Genomic DNA, 18510 nt, shown 5'->3' with positions numbered 1-18510 from the left:
TTCAGAAATCCCACGGTGAGATAAGGTCAAGGTTGACGGAGCCAAAGTCGGTTAGATTGCGTGTCGCCAGCCGACCGCCGTTGACGCGTGCGATCGCTGCAATCATGCCGTCGGGAGCCGACATGCCACGGCCTAGGCGCCAGGCCGCCCCCATAATCTCGCCATAAGCCAGCGCGGCCTCCTCCGTCAGCCCGAAAATTCGATCGGCAAAACGGTGGCGCCATTGAGAAAGCCCTTGCTCCAGGCGGTCGGCTCGTTCATCGGGTCGGATCTTCTGGATGCCGAATGCGATTTCAGCAATCGCCACGGTGGAAAGAGCCAACTCGGCGTCGTTCCGGACAAGCCAGGCCAGAACGGCTGGATCTGGTGCCTTCTTAAGGGTTTCCGAAATCACGTTGGTGTCGACGAAAATCAAAGGTCAGGTCCCTTATGGACCTGCCGGCCTTTGCGGATGACGTCCTCCAGATCGACATCGGCACCACAGCCGGACACCAGGCGGGTATAGAAAGCGGTCGCGGGTTCGCGTCCTGCTTCACGGATCTCGTAGAACTCAAGCGCACGCTCGACGATGTCGGCTATCGAACGGTTTTCGCGCCGCGCAAGTCGATGAGCAAGGTCCCGTGCCTTGGCGCTGCGTACTGAGAGTTGTGGTTCGGCCATCTGAAGCTCCGTTGAAGGAGAATATATGTAGATTGAATTCTGCCATCAAGATGGCAGGTGATGGCTTGTCACGGACCGACTGCGGCAACGCCGCCGACCTGACGGCGCTCCGTCGTCGCCATATAAGGCGCAATCTCAGCGGCTCGCTGAGGCCATGCTCGATACAAGCTCTTCGGCGTCGGCATCGGCATGGCGGATGGCCAGCTGGAATGCCGTGTCGGCGTCGCCGCCGACGATCGCGGCGACCAGGGGTTCGTGCAGGGTCGGTATGTCGTGCAGATTGTTGTAGAACCGGTCCGTCAGCCGCAGGAACATCCGCGTCTGGCCCTCGAGCCCTTCGTAGATATCCATCAGCCGCCGGTGCCCGGAGATGCCGATGACCGTCCGGTGGAATTCGAAGTCCAGCTCCATCAGCTTCTTGCGATTGCCGTTCGAGGCCGCCGTCTTCATGGCCGCAACGATGTCGGTCAGCTGCTTGCGGCCGGCCTCGTCTATGCGTTTCGCCGCCAACCGCGCGCCGAGCGCCTCCAGCGAGTCTCGCAGCATCGAGATTTCGTAAACGTCGGGCTTTTCCACGGTGATGACGAAATTGCCTCGGCGCGGCCGATAGACGATCAGCCCTTGCGCCTGCAGATATTTGAGGGCGCCACGGATCGTGCCCTGGCTGACGTTGAAGCGCGCCGCAAGGTCGAGCTCGATGAGCCGAGTGCCGGGCTCGATCTCGCCATCGACGATCGCTGCCCTCAGCGCCTTGCCGATCTCGCTTTCCAGGGACGGGTGGTTGTCGCCCGAGATTCTCATGGTCTGGAGGTTCCCTGTCCTGTGCTTCCGAGCCGCTTCAAGTCGTTCCTCTGTCCAGTACGGACCGGCGATGGCCACCCGCCTGCTACGGCGATGGTCACCGGCCGCCGCTGCGCGCTTCCAGGGCGGGCGGCTTCCTCTCGGGCAACCCCACGGCGAGTTCTCTAGCAGATCGAATGGCGAAGGTCATGACTCTTATCATTTATCGATAATCGATATTGACAGCTTTGCCGACTTTCGCGATTGTCGCCCGACGTCAGACGGGCGGGGGTAATGTCACCAATCTTTTCGAGAGACTATGCGGCGGAGCTACCAAAGGTGGCTCACGGCAGCGGCGTCTATGTCTACGACACCGACGGAAAGGCCTATCTCGACGGCATGGGCAGCGCCGGCGTCGTCGGCATCGGCCATGGCCGCACCGAGATCTATCGCGCTCTGGCCGACGCCGGCAACAAGGTGACATTCGCCTACACGGCCACCTTCACCCACCCGTGGCAGGAACAGCTCGCAAGTTCGATCCTGTCAGTGGCGCCGAAGGGCATGGAGTCGGTCTATTTCGTGTCCGGCGGCTCGGAAGCCAACGAGACCGCGTTGAAGCTGGCGCGGCAATACCATCTGGAGCGCGGCGACACGCAGCGCCACAAGATCATTTCGCGCTGGCAGAGCTACCACGGCGTCACCATCGCGACCCTGTCGCTGTCCGGACGCACGAGCTGGCGCACCCCATACTCGCCCTATCTGCTGCCGGTGGTGCATATTTCGCCGCCTTACGAATATCGCTGCGCCTATTGCCGCGACAATGGCGGCTGCACGCTGGACTGCGCCGACGAGCTGGAACGGGCGATCAATCTCGAAGGCCCTGAGACGGTCTCCGCCTTCTTCGCCGAAACCATCGTCGGCACCACGGCCTCGGGGCTTGTGCCGCACAAGGATTACTACAAGCGGGTGCGCGAGGTCTGCGACCGCTACGGCGTCCTCTTCGTTGCCGACGAGGTGCTGGCCGGCTACGGCCGCACGGGTGTTCCTTTCGCGATAGCCGACTGGGATGTCGCCCCCGACATGATCACCTGCGGCAAGGCGATCGGCAGCGGCTATGCGCCGCTGGGCGCGGTGCTGGTCAACGACCGCATCACCGACTTCTTCCGCGACAATCGCAAGCGTTTCGTCCACGGCTTCACCTATAGCGGTCATCCGGCGTCCTGCTTCATCGGCCAGCAGGTCTTCGACATCATGTCGAGGGAAGGCCTGTTCGAGCGGCCTGGCCGGATCGGACAATATCTTGCAAGCCGCCTGAGGCAGCTTCAGCAGCGCCATGCCTGTATCGGCGACGTGCGCGGCAGGGGACTCTACGCCGGGGTGGAATTCGTCGCCGACCGCGCTACGCGTCAGCCTTTCCCGGTGGAAAAGGCGTTCACGTCGCGACTGGTAGCCGGCATGCGCGAGCGCGGCGTGATCGTTGGCGGCGGCGTGCCGGGCGCCAATTTCGGTCAGGGCGGCGATCATATCCAGGTCACGCCGCCATATATCGTCACGGAGGAAGAGATCGACATCATCATCGACACGCTCGACGAGGTCATCACCGAGCTCGCTTGAAGGCCATCAACCGGCGCGCCGCGGGAGGCAGGCCGAACTCGAAACCAACCACAAAGAAGAAGGGGAATTGCAATGCTCAAATCGATACTCGCCGCCGCCTGCATTGCGGCGCTGACCACCGTCTCCGCCCAGGCGGGCGACACCATCAGGATCGGCGGCGCCGGTTCGCCCGACAGCCCCGACACCAAGGCCATGGAGGTGTTCAAGCAGAAGATGGAGGCGGAGCTGGGCAGCGACGTCTCGATCCAGCTTTTCCCGAGCTCGCAACTCGGTACCGTCGACGAAATGGTCGAGCAGGTGAAAGGCGGCGTGCTCGAGTGCATGTATGAAAGCGTCGGCGATCTCGGCTCCTTCCATCCGGCGGCCAATGTCGAAGGCGTTGCCTATCTCTATCGCGACGAGGATCACTTCTTCCGCATCTGGCGCGGCCCTGTCGGCAAGGAGATTCTCGACACCATCGCGAAGGATGCGGGCTTCCGCGTGCTTGGACCGGCCTTCCATGGCTTCCGCCAGTTCCTGCTGACCAAGCCGGCCGAAAGCCTGGCCGACCTCCAGGGCCGCAAGATCCGTGCACCAGGCATTCCGGCCTACATCGCTTCGATCCAGGCGCTTGGAGCCAACCCGGCCACCATTCCCTTCGAGGAAGTCTATACCGCGATCCAGCAAGGGGTGGTCGATGGCGTCGAGCAGCCTCTCGTGGCAATCAAGGATCAGCGCTTCTATGAAGTCGCCAAGCACCTTTTGATCACCAACCACATGGCCGAGACGATGGGCTTCATGTGCGGCGAACCCTGGTACCGAGGCCTCGACAAGCGGGTGCAGGACGCCTTCATCAAGAGTGCGGACGCAAGCGCTGACTGGTACCGCGACTACACCGACTCCTCCCAGGCAAAGGTGCTGGAAGAGCTGGTCGCTCAAGGTGTCGTAGTCCATAAGCCTAACCTCGACGAATTCATCGCCAAGGCGGCAGCGGACTCGAAATACGACGCCGCCTTGCAGCCCTACATCGACAAGATCCGGGCGGTTAAGTAGCAACTGGCGTCCGCCCTTCCCTGGGCGGACAGTTCCAGTCGGAGATTCTCCATGGGCAACCTGCTCGCATCCGTGGGTAACGGGCTGCGCCGCGTGCTCGGCTTCCTTGTCGGCGCGGCGCTGCTCGCGATCGTCGTCCTGGTCTGCATCCAGGTCTTCAGCCGTTATTTCATCGGCGCGCCGACTCCGGGGCTGGCGGAAATCTCGCGCATCCTGTTCATCTGGATGACGTTCCTTGGCGCCGCGCTGCTCGTGAGCCAGCGTCAGCTCATCGTGATCGACCTGCTGCATGACCGGTTGAGCAGAGGCATCTTTAACCGGCTGAAGGTTCTCGTGGACATCGCGACCGCGGTGTTTCTTGTCTTCCTTGCCGTTTATGTACGCCATCTGATGATCGTGGTCGGGCAGAAGATCGCGCCGGCGACGGGCATCAGCTTCGACTGGTTCTACGGCGCGTTGCTGGCCTTTTCGGTCCTCGGCCTGATCTTCATCCTGGAGCGACTGCTCGGTGCAAACCGCGCCGGACAGGAAACGGCTTCGGCTGCCGAAAGGCCCGTTGCACATGAAGGTGTCCAGTCATGATGATGCTACTGGTGCTGTCGGCCGCGTTCCTGGTGCTCGCCTTGCTGGCCGTCCCGGTTGCCATCGCACTCGGGCTTTCGGCCCTGCTGGTGATCGCCATCTGGGGCATGCCGGGCTTCATTCTCGCGCAGAAAATGGTGAACGGCATCGATTCCTTCCCGCTGCTTGCCGTCCCCTTCTTCATTCTGGCGGCCTCGGTGATGAACAGCGGCGGCATCACCACGCGCGTCGTCGATCTTTTCTCATCGATGCTCGGTCGCATCCGCGGCAGTTCTGGCGTCGTCAATGTGGGGACGAACGTCTTTCTCGCCGGCATCTCCGGATCGTCGGTCGCGGACGCTTCCGCAAGCGGTGCCCTGCTCATTCCGGAAATGCGCAAGGATGGCTACTCCGGCGGCTTCGCCGCGGCGCTGACGGCGGGCGCGGCGGTCATCGGCCCGATCATCCCGCCCAGCATCCCGCTGGTGATCTATGGCGTGATCGCCCAGGTCTCCATCACCAAGCTCTTCGTCGGCGCCTACATCCCCGGCATCCTCATCGCCCTGGCGCTGATCGCCTATGTGACCTCCTATGCCCGCAGGCACCAGCTTCCGGCGCGCGGGCGGCCGTCATGGGGCGTGATCGGCAAACAGTTCAAGGGCAGCGCATGGGCGCTGTCGATGCCGCTGCTGCTGGTCGTCGGCGCCAAGGGCGGCCTGTTCACGGTCACCGAGCTCGGCGCGGTGCTGGTGCTCTATGCCATCTTCATCGGTTGGGTCATCCATCGCGAATTCAGCTGGCGGCAGTTCCCGGAACTGCTGACCGATGCGGGGCTGCAGACCGCCAACATCATGCTTGTCGTCGCGGTCTCGTCCTTCATCGCCTACCTTGTCGTCGTGCATGGCATTCCGGCAGACATTCAAAGCCTGCTCCACAATGCCGACCTGTCGCAGTGGGAGTTCCTGCTGCTGGTCAACGTGGTTTTCCTGGTGGCGGGAATGTTCCTCGATTCCACGCCCGCGACCATCATTCTGGTGCCGATCTTCCTGTCCGCCGCCAAGAGCTTTGGCGTCGATCCAACGCATTTCGGGCTGGTTATCGTGCTAAACCTGATGGTCGGTCTGATCCATCCGCCTTTGGGGCTCAATCTCCTCATCACCCAATCGATCGCCAAGGTACCGATGCGCGAAGTGATCTGGGCCAGCCTGCCGATCGTCGCGATCGTCCTGGCGGTGCTGCTGATCATCACCTTCGTACCGCAAACGGTGCTCTGGCTGCCAGGCGTGATGGGCCTGTAGGAACGGCTATTTCAGCTCGATCTCGATGAAGGCGTATTCGCCGTCATTGGCGTTGATGACGTCGTGCTCGACGCCCTCGCGGCGGAAATAGGGCGCTCCCTTCTTCATTTCGGCAAAGGACTCGCCGTCCTCGGTCACCAGCTTCACCTTGCCGTCCATCAGCGGCACCACGACATAGTCGTGGCCATGGCGGTGCCAGCCGGTGTTGGCGCCGGGCGCGAAGCGGTACTCGGTCACGATGACGCGTTCGTTATCGACGTGAACTGTGGCCTTGGCTGTTCCGGTCATGGCGCTCTCCTTTTTCTGAAGCAGAGAGTATGATGTGCCTGTGTGCGAGGGCCAGAGCGCGTCGAGCGATGACGCCAAAGAAAAAGCCCGGCGCGATTGGCCAGGCTCATTCCTTTAGCGCGTTTCACCGTTTCACGGAAACGGCGAACCGCTCTATCTCTTTGTTTCTACGCAATTCCGGACGGAAACCGCTCACACTTTTCCTGGAATTGCTCTAGATATCCAGATTGGCTCAGGCGATGGCGCCGTTGATCCAGTGCGACAGCGCCGTCTTCGGCGCGGCGCCCACCTTCATGTCGGCCACTTCGCCGCCCTTGAAGATCATCAGCGTCGGGATCGAGCGCACGCCAAACTGCGCGGCAAGCTCGGGATTCTCGTCGATGTTGAGCTTGGCGACCTTCACCTTCGAGCCGAGCTCGTTGGCAATCTCTTCCAGCGACGGGCCGATCATCTTGCACGGGCCGCACCACTCCGCCCAGAAATCCACCACGACCGGCTCCTTGGCGTTGAGCACATCGGCCTGGAAATTGCCCTTGTCGACCTTGACGGTGGCCATGCTGAAATCCTTTCGAAAACGCGGGTTGCACCAAATGTGGTGGTTGTGGCGGCGATGTTCAAGCAATTCTTGTGTCACGCTCCCGTGAGTCGGGCAAGGGCATCGTCCATGGCCTTGGCCGGCAGCTCGACCAGGCGCGGGGCCTCGGTGAAGAGCAGCGCCGCCGTCACCTCGCGGCCCGGATAGAGCGGCTCAAGCAGCGCGCGGTAGAGCGCAAGCTGCAGCACATAGGCCGGCGGCACTTCCGTCAGGTCTTCGGGCGGCGGCCGGTTGGTCTTGTAGTCGACGATCGACACTTTTTCGGGTGTGACGGCCAGTCGGTCGATCTTGCCGGAGATCGAGCGCAGCCTGCCCATCACCTCGAGGCTGCCCATCACCGCGACTTCCGCACGTGAGGACGGCGAGAACAATGCGCCGAAGCGGCCGTCGGACAGGATCGCAAATACGGCGTCCAGCGCCCTGTCGCGTTCACCATCCGGCCAGCCCGCGCCGGCGCGCGCCAGGTAGCGCTCGGCCGCGCCTTGCCTCTCGGCCTCTGCGATGCCGGGCAGCATCTGCAGCAATTTGTGCAGCGCCAGCCCGCGCACCACCGCGAAGCCGGGCTCGGCCTCGGCGTCGAGCACCGGAGAGCGCGTGTCAGGCACCGCTTCTTTGGCCTCGTCGATCAAGGTCGAGGCGCCGGAAGGCGAAAGCGGGCGCGGCAGTTCCTCATAGGGCGGCAGCGGCCGGAACAGGGTTTCCGGCAGCGGTGCGGTATGCTCGAACGGTCTTGTCTCGTCCGTGCTGGCCAGCGCCACCGGCGGCAGCTTCGTCATGTGGAACCGGTGCACGGCCACATCGGCCGTGGCCGGATGTCGGCGCTCGGAACTCTCGGGCGCACCGAGCAGCGCGCGGCTGACAATCGAATGCCATGTGCCGGGGCTGGGCTGACGCTTGCCGTGATAGCCGCAGACGACCAGCCGGTCCTCGGCGCGCGTCATGCCGACATAGAGCAGCCGCCGGTATTCGTCGTCCGCCAGTTCGCGCGCCCGGATCGAAGCCGCCTTCGAGACGCCATTGGCGACATCGCTGGCCGAGCGCCACAGATAGCCCTTGCCCTTCCAGTGCGCGCCCGAGCCCTCGAACGGCATCAGCCGCGGCAGATGCTGGTCGCTGAACGGCGCCGAGCCGCCGTCGACCAGGAAAACCACCGGCGCCTCCAGGCCCTTGGCGGCGTGCACGGTCATGACGCGGACCTCGTCGCGCGTCTGGTCCATCTCGCGCTTGATCTCGGGACCGGCATTTTCCAGCGTCGACAGGAAGGACTCCAACCCCGGCAGGCCGGTGCGTTCCTCGGCCAGGCAGAAACTCAGGAATTCGTCCAGGATGTCGCCGGCTTCGGGCCCCAGCCGCGCTGTCATCTTGCGGCGCAGGCCGTCACGCGCCAGCACCGCGGCATAGAATTCGAACACCGGCTTGAACGCCACTTCGGTCGCCCAGGCGTCGAGCCGGCTAACGACAGCGGTGAGCGCGACATCTTCCGCCGCATGATGCCGCAGCGAAGCGATCAGCGACTGGCCTTTCGGCCTCGAGCCAGCGAGCGCCAGCAACGTCTCCTCGGAGACCTCGAAGATCGGACTGCGCAGCATCGCGGCCAAGGAAAGATCGTCTTCCGGCTGGATCAGGAAATGTCCGAGCGCGATCAGGTCCTGAATGGCTATATGGCCGGGCAGGCTCAGCCGATCGGCACCGGCAACCGGGATTTGCCGGTTCTTCAGGCTGCGCGACAGCGCATGGACGAAGCGGTCGCGCTTGCGCACCAGGACGAGGATGTCGCCGGCGGTCAGTTTCCTGCCCTTGCCTTCGATCACCTCGCCGTTGCGCAGCCAGGTCTGGATTGTCGCGGCCACATGCTCGGCCACGCGCACGGCCGGCGCGCTGGCATGGTTGACTGGCAAGGTCCAGTCGTCCGGCTCCTCGACCATCTCGGCGCCGATCGAAGGCCACACCTCGACATAGCCCGGCGCATCATTGCGGATCGCCTTGTGGCTCAGCGGATCGGGATCGTGGCTGATGCCGCGCCTGACACCCGGCTCGGCGAAGACGCGGTCGACCGCGGCAAGCACGTCGTCGCTCGAACGGAACGACCAGGTGAGTTTGAGATTGGCGAAGGCGGCTTCCGCATCGCGCACGCGGCCGGCGAACAACAGCCGGCTTTCGGCGAAGGAATCCGGCGCCGCGCCCTGGAAGGAGTAGATCGACTGCTTCTCGTCGCCGACGGCAAAGACAGTTCGGCGCACCCCTTCGCGCTGGCCAAGCCCGGCAAAGAACTCTTCCGTCAGTTTCTTCACCACTTCCCACTGGTCGGGACTGGTATCCTGCGCCTCGTCGAGCAGGATGTGGTCGATGCCCTGGTCGAGCTTGAATTGCACCCACGGTCCGGCATCGGGCCGCGACAGCAGGCTCACGGTGCGGGTGATCAGATCGTTGAAGTCGAGAAAACCCCGCCCGCGCTTCAACTGCTCGTAGCGCGCGATCAGCCAGCCGGCGACGGTGAGCGCCGCCGCTGTCCCTTCCAGCATGCGGAACAGCGCCAGCCGGTCGGTTACCTCGAGGATCGCCTTGGCCGCGGCCAGATAGCGATCGGCCAAGTCCGGCAGCCGGTCGACCAGCGCCTTCCTGAAGATTTTGGGAGGATCGTAAGGGTCGCCGTCCGCACGCAGGAATGCTTTGGCGAGCAGGCGCAGCCGCCGGATCGGATCGGCCTCGGTAAAGGCGGTCTGCGCATAAGGCAGCACATTGTTCAACACCTGCTTGGCGTCGGCGGCTTCGGCGGCCTGCGCGAATTCGGCGAACTGGCCAGTCGAAAAGCCAGGCAGCGGCCACAGCGAAGCGGCTATATCCCCAGCCGTCTGTCCAGGTCTGAAGCCGAATTCGGCGAACAGCGGCCGGAAGTCCCGATCCCTGCCGAGCTTGGCGATGAAATCGCGCAGCTCGCCGCGCTTGCCGACGATTTCGCCAAGCAGCGTGTCGAGCCCGAACTCGCCGCCGCGTTCCAGCACGGTGGCGAAGGCCTCCGCCAGGCCTTCGCCGCCTGCGCCTGCGCCGGAGATCATGTCGCGGCGGGCATCGGCGAACAGCGAGGCCTCCATCTGCGGATCGAGCATCTCGAAATGCGCCGGGATATTGGCTTCGAGCGGGAACTGATGCAGCACGGATTCGCAGAAGGCGTGGATGGTCTGTATCTTCAGCCCGCCCGGCGTCTCGAGCGCCTCGGCGAACAGCCGGCGCGCGCGCCGCATCGTGTCCCGGTCGGCGCCGCGGCCGTCCAGCGCCGCGATCCTGACCGCCAGCTCCGCATCGGGCAGCGCCGTCCATTCCGACAGGGTCGAGAACACGCGGTTCGACATGTTAGCGGCGGCGGCCCGCGTATAGGTGAGGCAGAGAATCTTCGACGGATCGGTGCCGTTGAGCAGGAGCCGGATGACGCGCTGCGCCAAGACATGCGTCTTGCCCGAGCCGGCATTTGCCGACACCCAGGCGGAATAGGCCGGGTCTGAGGCGCGCGCCTGGCTGGCCGCGGTATCGGAGGGGATCGGATACTTCATCCATCCGCCTCGTCTTCGCTGGCGCCGCCGGCCGACCATTCCAGCACGCGCGCCAGATGGTCATAGTCGCCGTCGGCTTCGCCCTCGCGGAATGGCAGGGCGCGCGACAGATAGCCGGCGGTCGGGTCGGCATAATGGAAAAGCAGCCGCTCCAGCCGCGCCCAGGCTTCCTCGGAGAGGTCGTTGGCGGTGCGGGGCTTGCGGTTGTATTCGAGGATCGATTCCTCGAACACCTCGCCATTCGGCTTCAGCCGCACGAAGGCAAGCTGCGAGGGCTCGCGGATGCCCAGTTCCTTGAAAGCGCCGCGCCTCAGCAGCGCGCCCTCCAATGCAAGCTGTGGCGACAGCAGCGTGTGCGCCTGCGCTTTCGAGGGTGAGGAGCCTGTCTTGTAGTCGAGGATATCGGCCATGCCGCCGGCGAGCAGGTCGACGCGGTCGGCATAGCCGGAAAGCGTCACGCCGGTGCGGCCGACAACCGTTTTGTCGGCGCGCTCCTCGGCATAGCGCTTCGCCACCGCATCGGCGCGGCCATGCTCCCATTCGATGATGTTTTCGGCGAGCTTTTCGAAGCGCGGCCACCAGATGGCGTCGATGTCCGACGGAAGCTTTGCGTCGGCAAAGCAGGCACGGCCCGCTTCGATGAGGCTTTGCAGCGCGTTTGGTGCCCTGGGGTCTTCGACGCTGCGCGAAAACAAATGCAGGATTTCGTGGAACAATGTGCCGCGTTCGGCGGCGCCCGGATCGCGGATAAGCGGCTCCAGCGGCATCAGGCCGAGGATGCGCCGTGCGTAGACAGCGTAGGGGTCGCGGCGCAACGTCTCGATCTCGGTGACCGAGAAATGCTGCGGGCGCATGCTGAGCGGCGGCTTCGGCTGCGGGCGGGGGGCAAAATCCTTCTTCTCGCCGGCATCGAGCGCTCGCGCCCAGGCAAGCAGCGCGTCGCCGCGCCCACGAAGTCGTGCCGCCGGCTCCTTGCCGATGAAGGTCAGGATGCGCTGCAGCCAGCGCGACGGCACGGCCGGCGCGTCGCCGGAGCGCGCCGACCGCGTCAGCACGATTGCAGCAGCGCCCGTCGCCATCTGGAAGTCATGCGCGGCGAGGCCAATGCGCCGTTCCGGCGGTTCGAGGTCGATGCCGGTCTTCATCAGCCGCGACATGAAGCGGTCGCTCTCGGGTTTGCGCGGCCAGACACCTTCATTGAGCCCGCCGATGACCAGCGTGTCGACGTTCTGCAACCGGGCTTCCAGCGCGCCCCAGATGGCGATGTTGCGGTCGGTGCCTTGCGCCGGCTTCACCGTCTCCGGCGCGATCAGCGCTTCCATCAAGTCGGGCCATTCCGAAGCGGCGAAGGCGAAAGGCGAGGACGCCGCCACCAGTCCGCGCAACAGCTCGGCGAGTTTCTCGCCGGCGTCGCCGGCATAGAGTTCCGCCAGACCGCCATCGGCCGCGCGGCCGAGATATTCCAGCGCGACGACGCTCGCGCGCGTCAGCGTCGCGATGTCGGCGTCCTTCGCGTCGCGCATCGCGGTGAGCGGCAGCAGCGCCTTGGTAAGTCGGCTAAGCATTTCCTGCGCCTGCTCGATGCCGCGTACGGTCAGGCGCGAAAACCAGAAAGGCTGCCTGGTGTCGCCGCTTAGCTCCGCGAGTCGTGTCTCGAAAAGCGCGCCGAGCGACGCGACATCGGGGCGACCCGTGCCGCCGCGCAGCGCCACCAGTTCGACGAGTTCGGCCGCCTTGCGCACGCTCCGGCGTTCGAGACCGAGTCCAAGCAGCGGATGCTTGAGCAAGGACAGGAGGCTTACCGGATCGCCGGGCCGGAAGGCGGCGCTCAGCGCGAGTCTGAGCAGGCTGGCGGCCGGCGTGTTGACGAGCGGCGCACCGCCGGAATCGTCGGCGACGACACCGAAGCGCAGAAGCTCGGCCGAAACCCGCCGCGCCAGCGCCCGGTCGCCGGTGACGAGCGCCGCGCGCTTGCCTGGGATCTCCACCGCGCGCTTCAACGCGATGGCGATTGCCGCCGCCTCGTCGCGTTCGTTCGCCGCTTCCACCAGCGTCACGCCGGCAAGCGCCTGTTCGATATCGTGCGCCGCGAAGCGCGGCCGCGTCTCGGTCCAGTACTCGGTGGTTTCGGCCGGCCGCAGCGCCTCGCCGACAAGGGCGGCGCGCAACGCAAGTGGCGGTGGCGCGGCGACGATATCCTCGACGTCGCGGCGCGAAATGCCGATGCTTCCGATCAGCTTGGCGAGGCCGTATTGCGGGTGGCCGAGCGTTGCCGGACGGGCGCCCGGCGCCGTGATTGCCGCGAAGGATGCGTCGTCCAGCTCGCGGTCGAGCCCAGGCAGCACGACCGCGCCGTTGGGCAGGCCGGCGATGACGCCAAGCAGTTCCGCCGTGGCGGGAATGGAGCCGGTCGAACCGGCGGCGATGACGGGCCCGGCCGGCGGGCTGCGCTTCAGCCGCGCCGCTTCCAGGCGGATCAGCGCGCTGCGATGCGCTGCCGGATTTGAGCGGTCGCGCTCCTTGAGCAATTCCGGCCAATTGTCGGTGACGATGCCGAGGAAATCGAGCGTCACCTGCCACCAGCCGGTGAGGTTGCCGGTGACCAGCGTCGCGAGCTTCGCCCAGTCCGTGCCTTCGGTCTCGATCTCGTCCATCAGCCGGGCAAGGTCGCGCGCCAGCCAGATGGCGTCGGCGGCCGAGGTCGGCACGACGAATTCCTCGTTGAACCGCTCTCTGACATGCGCCGGCAGGCTTTCCTTCCAGGCGCGCACCAGCGGCGCCAGCAACAACAGCCGCTCCTGCGCGGCGATCGGCGGCGCGAGATCTATCGCCGGCGCCGCTTCCGCGTCGAAGGCGGCCTCGTCCTCGTCGAACTCGCCGAGCGGCCGCACCGTCGGCAGGATGGCCGAGCGTCTGCCGAGCATGTCGACGAAGGCGCCGCGCAGCGCCCGCGCGGCGCGCCGCGTCGGCACATAGATGGTGGCGTCGGCGAGCGCCAGCGGATCGCCGTCGAAGCGGAAGCCGGGGATCAGGCGTCCATCGAGCAACGCTCCAGCCAGCGTCGGCAGGAACGGCGCTCCGGACGGGATGGAAAGGACGCGGCGCGCGCCGCTCATACCGCATTAGATCGCCGTGCGCCCGTTTGGGCGCACAAATGACGATCTAACCCTTTGACTCTACGCATCGTGCTTTCCGAAAATCGGAGCCGATTTTCGGGCCGATGCGGATGCGAGCGCGCCGGCGACGGTTGCCTCGGCGGCTGGAATGGCGTCCGGGGTGCCGACGGTGATCCAGCTTCCGTTCATCTTCATGCCGAACAGGCGGCCGGCGGCGATCGCCTTGTCGAAATAGATGTTGAGCGAATGCGAGCCTGTGGGAGCATCCTTGAAGATACGCGGATGGATGATCGCAGCACCTGCATAGATCAGGCCCGCCGGATCACCCTTCGAGCGCCTGAGCGCGCCGTCGTGCGCGATCAGGAAATCGGTGCCGACGCAGTGCCCGGTCGCTGAGTCGAGATCGGTAAGCATCAGCAAAATATCCATTCTGGCGGCGTCCCATGCAAGGGCAAGGCGCTCGAGGCTGGCTTGGCCGCTGTCGATCCAGAAGGTATCGGCGTTGATGATGTAGAAGGGCTCGCTGCCCAAAAGCGGCAGCGCCTTGACGATGCCGCCAGCCGATTCCAGCAGCGCCTCGCGCTCGTCGGAGATGACGATCTTCGGTGCGCGCCTATGGGCGACATGGGCGACGATCTGCTCGGGCAGGTAGTGGACATTGACGACGGCCTTGGCGACGCCGGCAGCTTCCAAACTGTCCAGCCCCCAGTCGAGCAAGGTCTTGCCAGCGATCTTCACCAGCGGCTTCGGCATCGAATCGGTAATCGGCCGCATGCGCTTGCCGAGCCCGGCCGCCAGCACCATCGCCGTCGTCGGCTTCATGGGACCCGTTCCTCGAGCAGGCCGTGGGCCATGTAGAAATCCTTCAGGCCGGTCAGCGCCGGATGCGCCAGCGCCCGCCTCAGATAGTCGCGGATGCGCGGCAGGTGCTTCAGATAGTAAGGCTTGCCGTCGCGCTTTTCGAGCCGCACGAAGATGCCGAGGATCTTCGAATTGCGCTGCGCGGCCATGATCGCATAGGCCTCGGCGAACTCGGCCTCGTCGAAAGCGCCGGCGGCGCGCCGTGCCGCGACATAGGCCGCGACCGTCCGCCGCTCGATCTCAGGCGAGACGGTGACGCGCGCATCCATGGCCAAGGAGGCGACGTCATAGGCCGCCGGCCCGATCAGCGCGTCCTGCACATCGACGATGCCGAGCCGGTCGAGGCCGGAAGGCTCGGCCCGCCAGATGATGTTGGGCGAATGGAAATCGCGCAGCATCAGCGTGTATTCGCTGCCTGCCAGGCGGTCGAGAAGCGCGTTCCATACCTTGTGGTAGCCTGCCCGCAACTCGTTGTTTGCCGGTTCGCCGGTGATCCATGGCACATACCAGTCGACCAAAAGGTCGGCCTCGATCAGCATGGCCTCCCGGTCGAAAGGCGGCACGTCGTGGAATACGCCCGGCGCCGCTTCCATGCGCGCGGGCCAGGTCTTGCCGTGCATCATGGCCAGCAACTCGGCCGCCGCCTCGTAGCGTTGGGCGATGGGCTGGCCGTCGTGACCGAGGAAACCTTCCGAGCCGAGATGCTCGATGAGCAGAAAACCCTGGTCGAGATCCTGGGCATGGATCGCCGGCACGCTGACGCCGGCCGCAAGCAGCGCCCGATCGATGGCGACGAAGGCGGTGACGGATTGCGCCGTATGGGCGATCACCGCATAGGGCTTGCCGTCGCGCACGGACGGCCCGAGCACGAGGCGCGGCGAGTTCATCAGCACCCGCGGCGCCTTGCCGGGCAGCGAGACGATCTCATAGGAGCGGGCGGAGGCGTCGCCGACGAAATGGCGGCGGCTGGCTTCGCCCCATCCGGCCGAGACCAGGAAATCGCGCATCGCCAGCGATCGCGCCGCGCGCTCGAAAACCGGTCCCTGGCCCGACAGCCGCGCCACGCGGCCTTCGCCATGTTCGGCAAGCTCGACCCACAGCGCGTTTTGCGGCAACCGGTCTGCGGCCCGTTCCGGCCATTCGATCAGGGCCGCGCCCTGTGTGAGCGCATCGTCGAGGCCGAGCTCGTCGAGCTCGTCCGGCGAGGAGAGGCGGTAGAGGTCGAAATGATGCACCGGAACGCGCGTCTCATAGCTCTGCACCAGCGTGAAGGTCGGGCTCGGCACTTCGAGGCCGGTATCGTCGGCAAGCGCCCGGATCAGCGCGCGGGCCAGCGTCGACTTGCCGGCGCCGAGATCGCCTTTCAGCGCGATCGCGTCGCCGGCGCGCAACGCCATGGCGAGGTCCTCGCCAAGCCTTGCCGTTGCCGCCTCGTCGGCGAGAAAACGCTCCAGCACCGTTCCTGCCATCGGGCCGCGCTACTCGGCCGCGTCGCGGATGCCCGCCGGCGTATCCGGAATTCCGGAAGGCTTGTCCGGGAAGGTGCAGATGACAGTCGTGCCCTTGTCCTCGCCGGTTTCGATGCGCACGGTTCCGCCATGCAACTCGACGAAGCTCTTGACGATCGAGAGCCCAAGTCCGGCGCCGCGCCGCCGTCCGCCATTGGTGCGCGGCTCGAAGCGGCGGAAGACCGATTCCAGCACGTCCGGAGGCATGCCCGGGCCATCATCGTGCACCGAAAACTCGACGCCGTCAGCCAAGCGGCGGCAGGTCAGTCGGATCGTGCTTGCTTCCGGCGCGTAGTTCGCCGCGTTGCTGAGCAGGTTGTAGAGGATCTGGCGGATGCGAGTCTCGTCGCCATGGAAGCTCGCCGGCGCCTCCGCCGCTTCGATCTCGAGCTTGATCCGGTGCTCGTCCAGCCGGTCGGCGACCAGTTCCGCCGCCGCCGCGATCGTCCGGTCGATGTTCATTTCGGAGATGTCGAGCTGCATGATGCCGGCATCGACGGTGGCCAGGTCGAGGATATCGTTGACGATGGTGAGCAGCACCGACGACGACGAGCCGACATGCTCGACATATTCGCGCTGTTTCGGCGTCAGCGGCCCCGTCGCGGGCAGCGACAGAAGCTCGGTGAAGCCGATGATGTTGGTCAGCGGCGAGCGCAGCTCATAGGACACGTGCTGCACGAATTCGTTCTTCAGCTGGTCGGATTTCTCCAGTGCCTCGTTCCTGTCCTTCAGCGCCCGTTCGACATTGACGGTGTCGGTGACGTCGACGAAGGTGATCATCACCTGGCCGTTGGGCAGGTGGATCACCGCGTAGCTCAGCACCGTGCCGTTGACCAGCTCGATCTGGCCGCGGCGATCGCGGCGCTCGTCGTCGAAGCCGGTGACCGCGGCGACGAAGCCGCCCCACGGGCTGTTCGCGGCGAGCTGGTCGCAAAAGTCGCGGATCGCCGAGACATGGACTTTCGGCTTGACCGCTTCCACCGTCAGCCCCCACAGCGCGACGAAGGCCGGATTGGACAGGCGCAGCCGGCCGTCCGGACCGAACACGACCACGCCTTCGGCGAGGTTGTCCAGCGTCTCGCCCTGCACTCGCACGGCGGTCTGGTAGCGGCTTTCGAGGTCCATCTTCTCGGTCAGGTTCTCGAACACCCAGGTGACGCCGCCCTTTGGCTGCGGGTTCGCCACGACGCGGATCGTCTTGCCGTCCGGCAGGTGCCACCAATGCTCCTGCGATTCGACGGCGCGATAGGCGCTGAGAAGGTTTTCCTTCCAGCGCCGCCATTCGGGCTGCTCGGCGATCCTGCCTTCGCTGCGCAGCCTGTCGAGCAGCAACGTGTTGGAGGGAGCGCTGAGCAGGAAGCCCGAGTCGAGACCCCACAGCTTCTGGAAGGCCTGGTTGAAGAAGCGCAGTTTTTCCTCGGTATCGAAGATCGCTACCGCCGTGTTCAACTGGTCGAGCGTGTCGGCATGGCTGCGCACGGTCCGCTCATATTCGGCGCGGATCGTCTCGGCGGCGCTGGTGTCGCAGGCAAGTCCCGCCGAACCGTCGGCTCCGGCGAAATCGGTGACCGCGAACATGCGGCGGTCGCCCTCGATCACGGTGGAAAGCGTCTGCTCGAAGACCGGGCGCGACTTGTGCTGCTCGGCGATCTGCTCGCGCGCCTGGCCGCCGAGGAATTCCTTCGCGTCGCGCACGGCCGCGGCCGTGCTTTCCGCCTCCACCGCCTCGGCATAGGCGCGGTTGACCCATTGCAATCGCCCGTCCGCGCCGCGCAGCCACGCCGGCATCTTCAACGCGTCGAGCAGGCCGACCATGGTGTCGTAATCGGCGCTGAGCCGCTGGTTCTCGATCTTCAGCCTGGCCTGGTGGCGCAGCGTCTCCGACAGCGAGACGAAGCGCACCAGCACATGCGCCGCGCTCTTGCGGCCATGCACCTCCAGCGGCACGCCGGCCTGCGTTTCGATGACGAGATCGAAGGCCCTAGCCTGTTCGCGCAGCGCCGCGACCGCGTGCTCCAGCGCCGCCGCCGAGCGCGGCATCAGCCAGCGGCCGAAGGCGAGGAAAGCGGACCTGTCGTCGGGCGCGCCGCTTTCCAGCGGCAGGCTGCCGATGAGCTCGGGCTTCTTGTTGTCCGTGGTCCACACCACCAGGCGCTGGTCGCGCAGGTTGAGCAGCGCCTCGGAGCGCTGCAGCGCCGCGTTGACGTCCGCGATGCGGGCCCTGAGCTGCAGGTTCTGCGAGGCGGTGCGTGCGCGCTCGCGGATCAGGAAGATGGCCGAAACCAGCGCCGCGCCCATGACGCCGACGAACATGGCGAGCTGCATGACCTCGACGGTGCTGACGGGCGCCGCGGCCTTTCCCGGGATGCCTGTCTCGGCGTGGGCGGCAAAGGTCAGCAGCGGGCCGGCAAGCGCCGAGGTGGCAAGCAGCGACGCCAGCCGCAAGCCGGCGCGAAAACCGCCGCCGCTCGCGGCGGGGCCGGCCTCGTTCGAATCCTCATGGCCGCCGGAAACGGCCTTTCCCGCGCGTGGCGGGTAATCCCCCGGCATGTCTTGGTCCTCTTCGCCGCTTGAATGCAAGACCGCCCTGAATGCGTCCCGGCCCAACATGTCCCCGGACCGCGAATCACAACAATAACGCTTGCCGGA

General features: G+C 65.5%; 14 protein-coding genes. 4 read left to right on the top strand and 10 right to left on the bottom strand.

Features of this window, described 5'->3' with window-relative positions; translation table 11 throughout:
- Nucleotide 1 precedes the first annotated feature (1 nt).
- The 3 genes from FJW10_RS17970 to FJW10_RS17960 all read right to left on the bottom strand — a co-directional run bounded on the left by FJW10_RS17970 (nucleotide 2) and on the right by FJW10_RS17960 (nucleotide 1461).
- Nucleotides 2-415, bottom strand: a complete 414-nt coding sequence (locus FJW10_RS17970) for a type II toxin-antitoxin system VapC family toxin (protein ID WP_140901095.1) — start codon at nucleotides 413-415, stop codon at nucleotides 2-4.
- On the bottom strand, nucleotides 412-660 hold the full coding sequence (locus FJW10_RS17965) for a plasmid stabilization protein (protein WP_140901094.1): 249 nt from the start codon (nucleotides 658-660) through the stop codon (nucleotides 412-414). Before FJW10_RS17965 ends, FJW10_RS17970 begins: the two co-directional genes overlap by 4 nt.
- Before the next feature lie 135 nt (nucleotides 661-795).
- Nucleotides 796-1461 (bottom strand): GntR family transcriptional regulator, encoded by a 666-nt coding sequence (locus tag FJW10_RS17960; RefSeq protein WP_140901093.1) that lies wholly within the window; start codon nucleotides 1459-1461, stop codon nucleotides 796-798.
- 318 nt (nucleotides 1462-1779) lie between these two features.
- On the opposite strand from FJW10_RS17960, the gene FJW10_RS17955 reads away from it, so the two are divergent.
- The 4 genes from FJW10_RS17955 (at nucleotide 1780) to FJW10_RS17940 (ending at nucleotide 5945) form a co-directional block, all read left to right on the top strand.
- Nucleotides 1780-3054, top strand: coding sequence for an aspartate aminotransferase family protein (locus FJW10_RS17955; protein WP_181177567.1), 1275 nt, complete (start codon nucleotides 1780-1782; stop codon nucleotides 3052-3054).
- Nucleotides 3055-3126: 72 nt separating this feature from the next.
- Nucleotides 3127-4086 carry a TRAP transporter substrate-binding protein gene (locus FJW10_RS17950; protein WP_140901091.1) on the top strand — a complete coding sequence of 320 codons (960 nt, stop codon included), beginning with the start codon at nucleotides 3127-3129 and terminating at the stop codon, nucleotides 4084-4086.
- 51 nt (nucleotides 4087-4137) lie between these two features.
- Nucleotides 4138-4668, top strand: coding sequence for a TRAP transporter small permease (locus tag FJW10_RS17945; RefSeq protein WP_140901090.1), 531 nt, complete (start codon nucleotides 4138-4140; stop codon nucleotides 4666-4668).
- Nucleotides 4665-5945, top strand: a complete 1281-nt coding sequence (locus FJW10_RS17940) for a TRAP transporter large permease (protein WP_140901089.1) — start codon at nucleotides 4665-4667, stop codon at nucleotides 5943-5945. The genes FJW10_RS17945 and FJW10_RS17940 overlap by 4 nt, the downstream gene beginning before the upstream one ends.
- A gap of 6 nt (nucleotides 5946-5951) precedes the next feature.
- On the opposite strand, the gene FJW10_RS17935 is transcribed toward FJW10_RS17940, so the two are convergent.
- The 7 genes from FJW10_RS17935 to FJW10_RS17905 form a co-directional block, all read right to left on the bottom strand.
- Nucleotides 5952-6233, bottom strand: coding sequence for a cupin domain-containing protein (locus tag FJW10_RS17935; protein ID WP_140834399.1), 282 nt, complete (start codon nucleotides 6231-6233; stop codon nucleotides 5952-5954).
- Between the two features lie 232 nt (nucleotides 6234-6465).
- The gene (gene trxA / locus FJW10_RS17930) at nucleotides 6466-6789 is read right to left on the bottom strand and encodes a thioredoxin (RefSeq protein WP_140834397.1); all 324 of its coding nucleotides are present in this window, start codon (nucleotides 6787-6789) and stop codon (nucleotides 6466-6468) included.
- Between the two features lie 74 nt (nucleotides 6790-6863).
- Nucleotides 6864-10376: a double-strand break repair helicase AddA gene (gene addA / locus FJW10_RS17925; protein ID WP_140901088.1), complete on the bottom strand. Its 3513-nt coding sequence runs from the start codon at nucleotides 10374-10376 to the stop codon at nucleotides 6864-6866.
- Nucleotides 10373-13492 (bottom strand): double-strand break repair protein AddB, encoded by a 3120-nt coding sequence (gene addB, locus FJW10_RS17920; RefSeq protein ID WP_140901087.1) that lies wholly within the window; start codon nucleotides 13490-13492, stop codon nucleotides 10373-10375. The genes addA and addB overlap by 4 nt, the downstream gene beginning before the upstream one ends.
- A gap of 60 nt (nucleotides 13493-13552) precedes the next feature.
- Nucleotides 13553-14314, bottom strand: a complete 762-nt coding sequence (locus FJW10_RS17915; RefSeq protein WP_140901086.1) for a nucleotidyltransferase family protein — start codon at nucleotides 14312-14314, stop codon at nucleotides 13553-13555.
- Nucleotides 14311-15822, bottom strand: coding sequence for a tRNA (adenosine(37)-N6)-threonylcarbamoyltransferase complex ATPase subunit type 1 TsaE (tsaE, locus tag FJW10_RS17910; RefSeq protein ID WP_140901085.1), 1512 nt, complete (start codon nucleotides 15820-15822; stop codon nucleotides 14311-14313). The genes FJW10_RS17915 and tsaE overlap by 4 nt, the downstream gene beginning before the upstream one ends.
- A 9-nt stretch (nucleotides 15823-15831) precedes the next feature.
- Nucleotides 15832-18411 carry a PAS domain-containing sensor histidine kinase gene (locus tag FJW10_RS17905; RefSeq protein WP_140901084.1) on the bottom strand — a complete coding sequence of 860 codons (2580 nt, stop codon included), beginning with the start codon at nucleotides 18409-18411 and terminating at the stop codon, nucleotides 15832-15834.
- Nucleotides 18412-18510: the final 99 nt, after the last annotated feature.

Origin of the sequence: Mesorhizobium sp. B4-1-1 (assembly GCF_006439375.1) — a bacterium.
In the GTDB taxonomy this organism is placed as follows: Bacteria; Pseudomonadota; Alphaproteobacteria; order Rhizobiales; family Rhizobiaceae; genus Mesorhizobium.
This window is presented reverse-complemented; position numbering and strand designations above follow the sequence as displayed.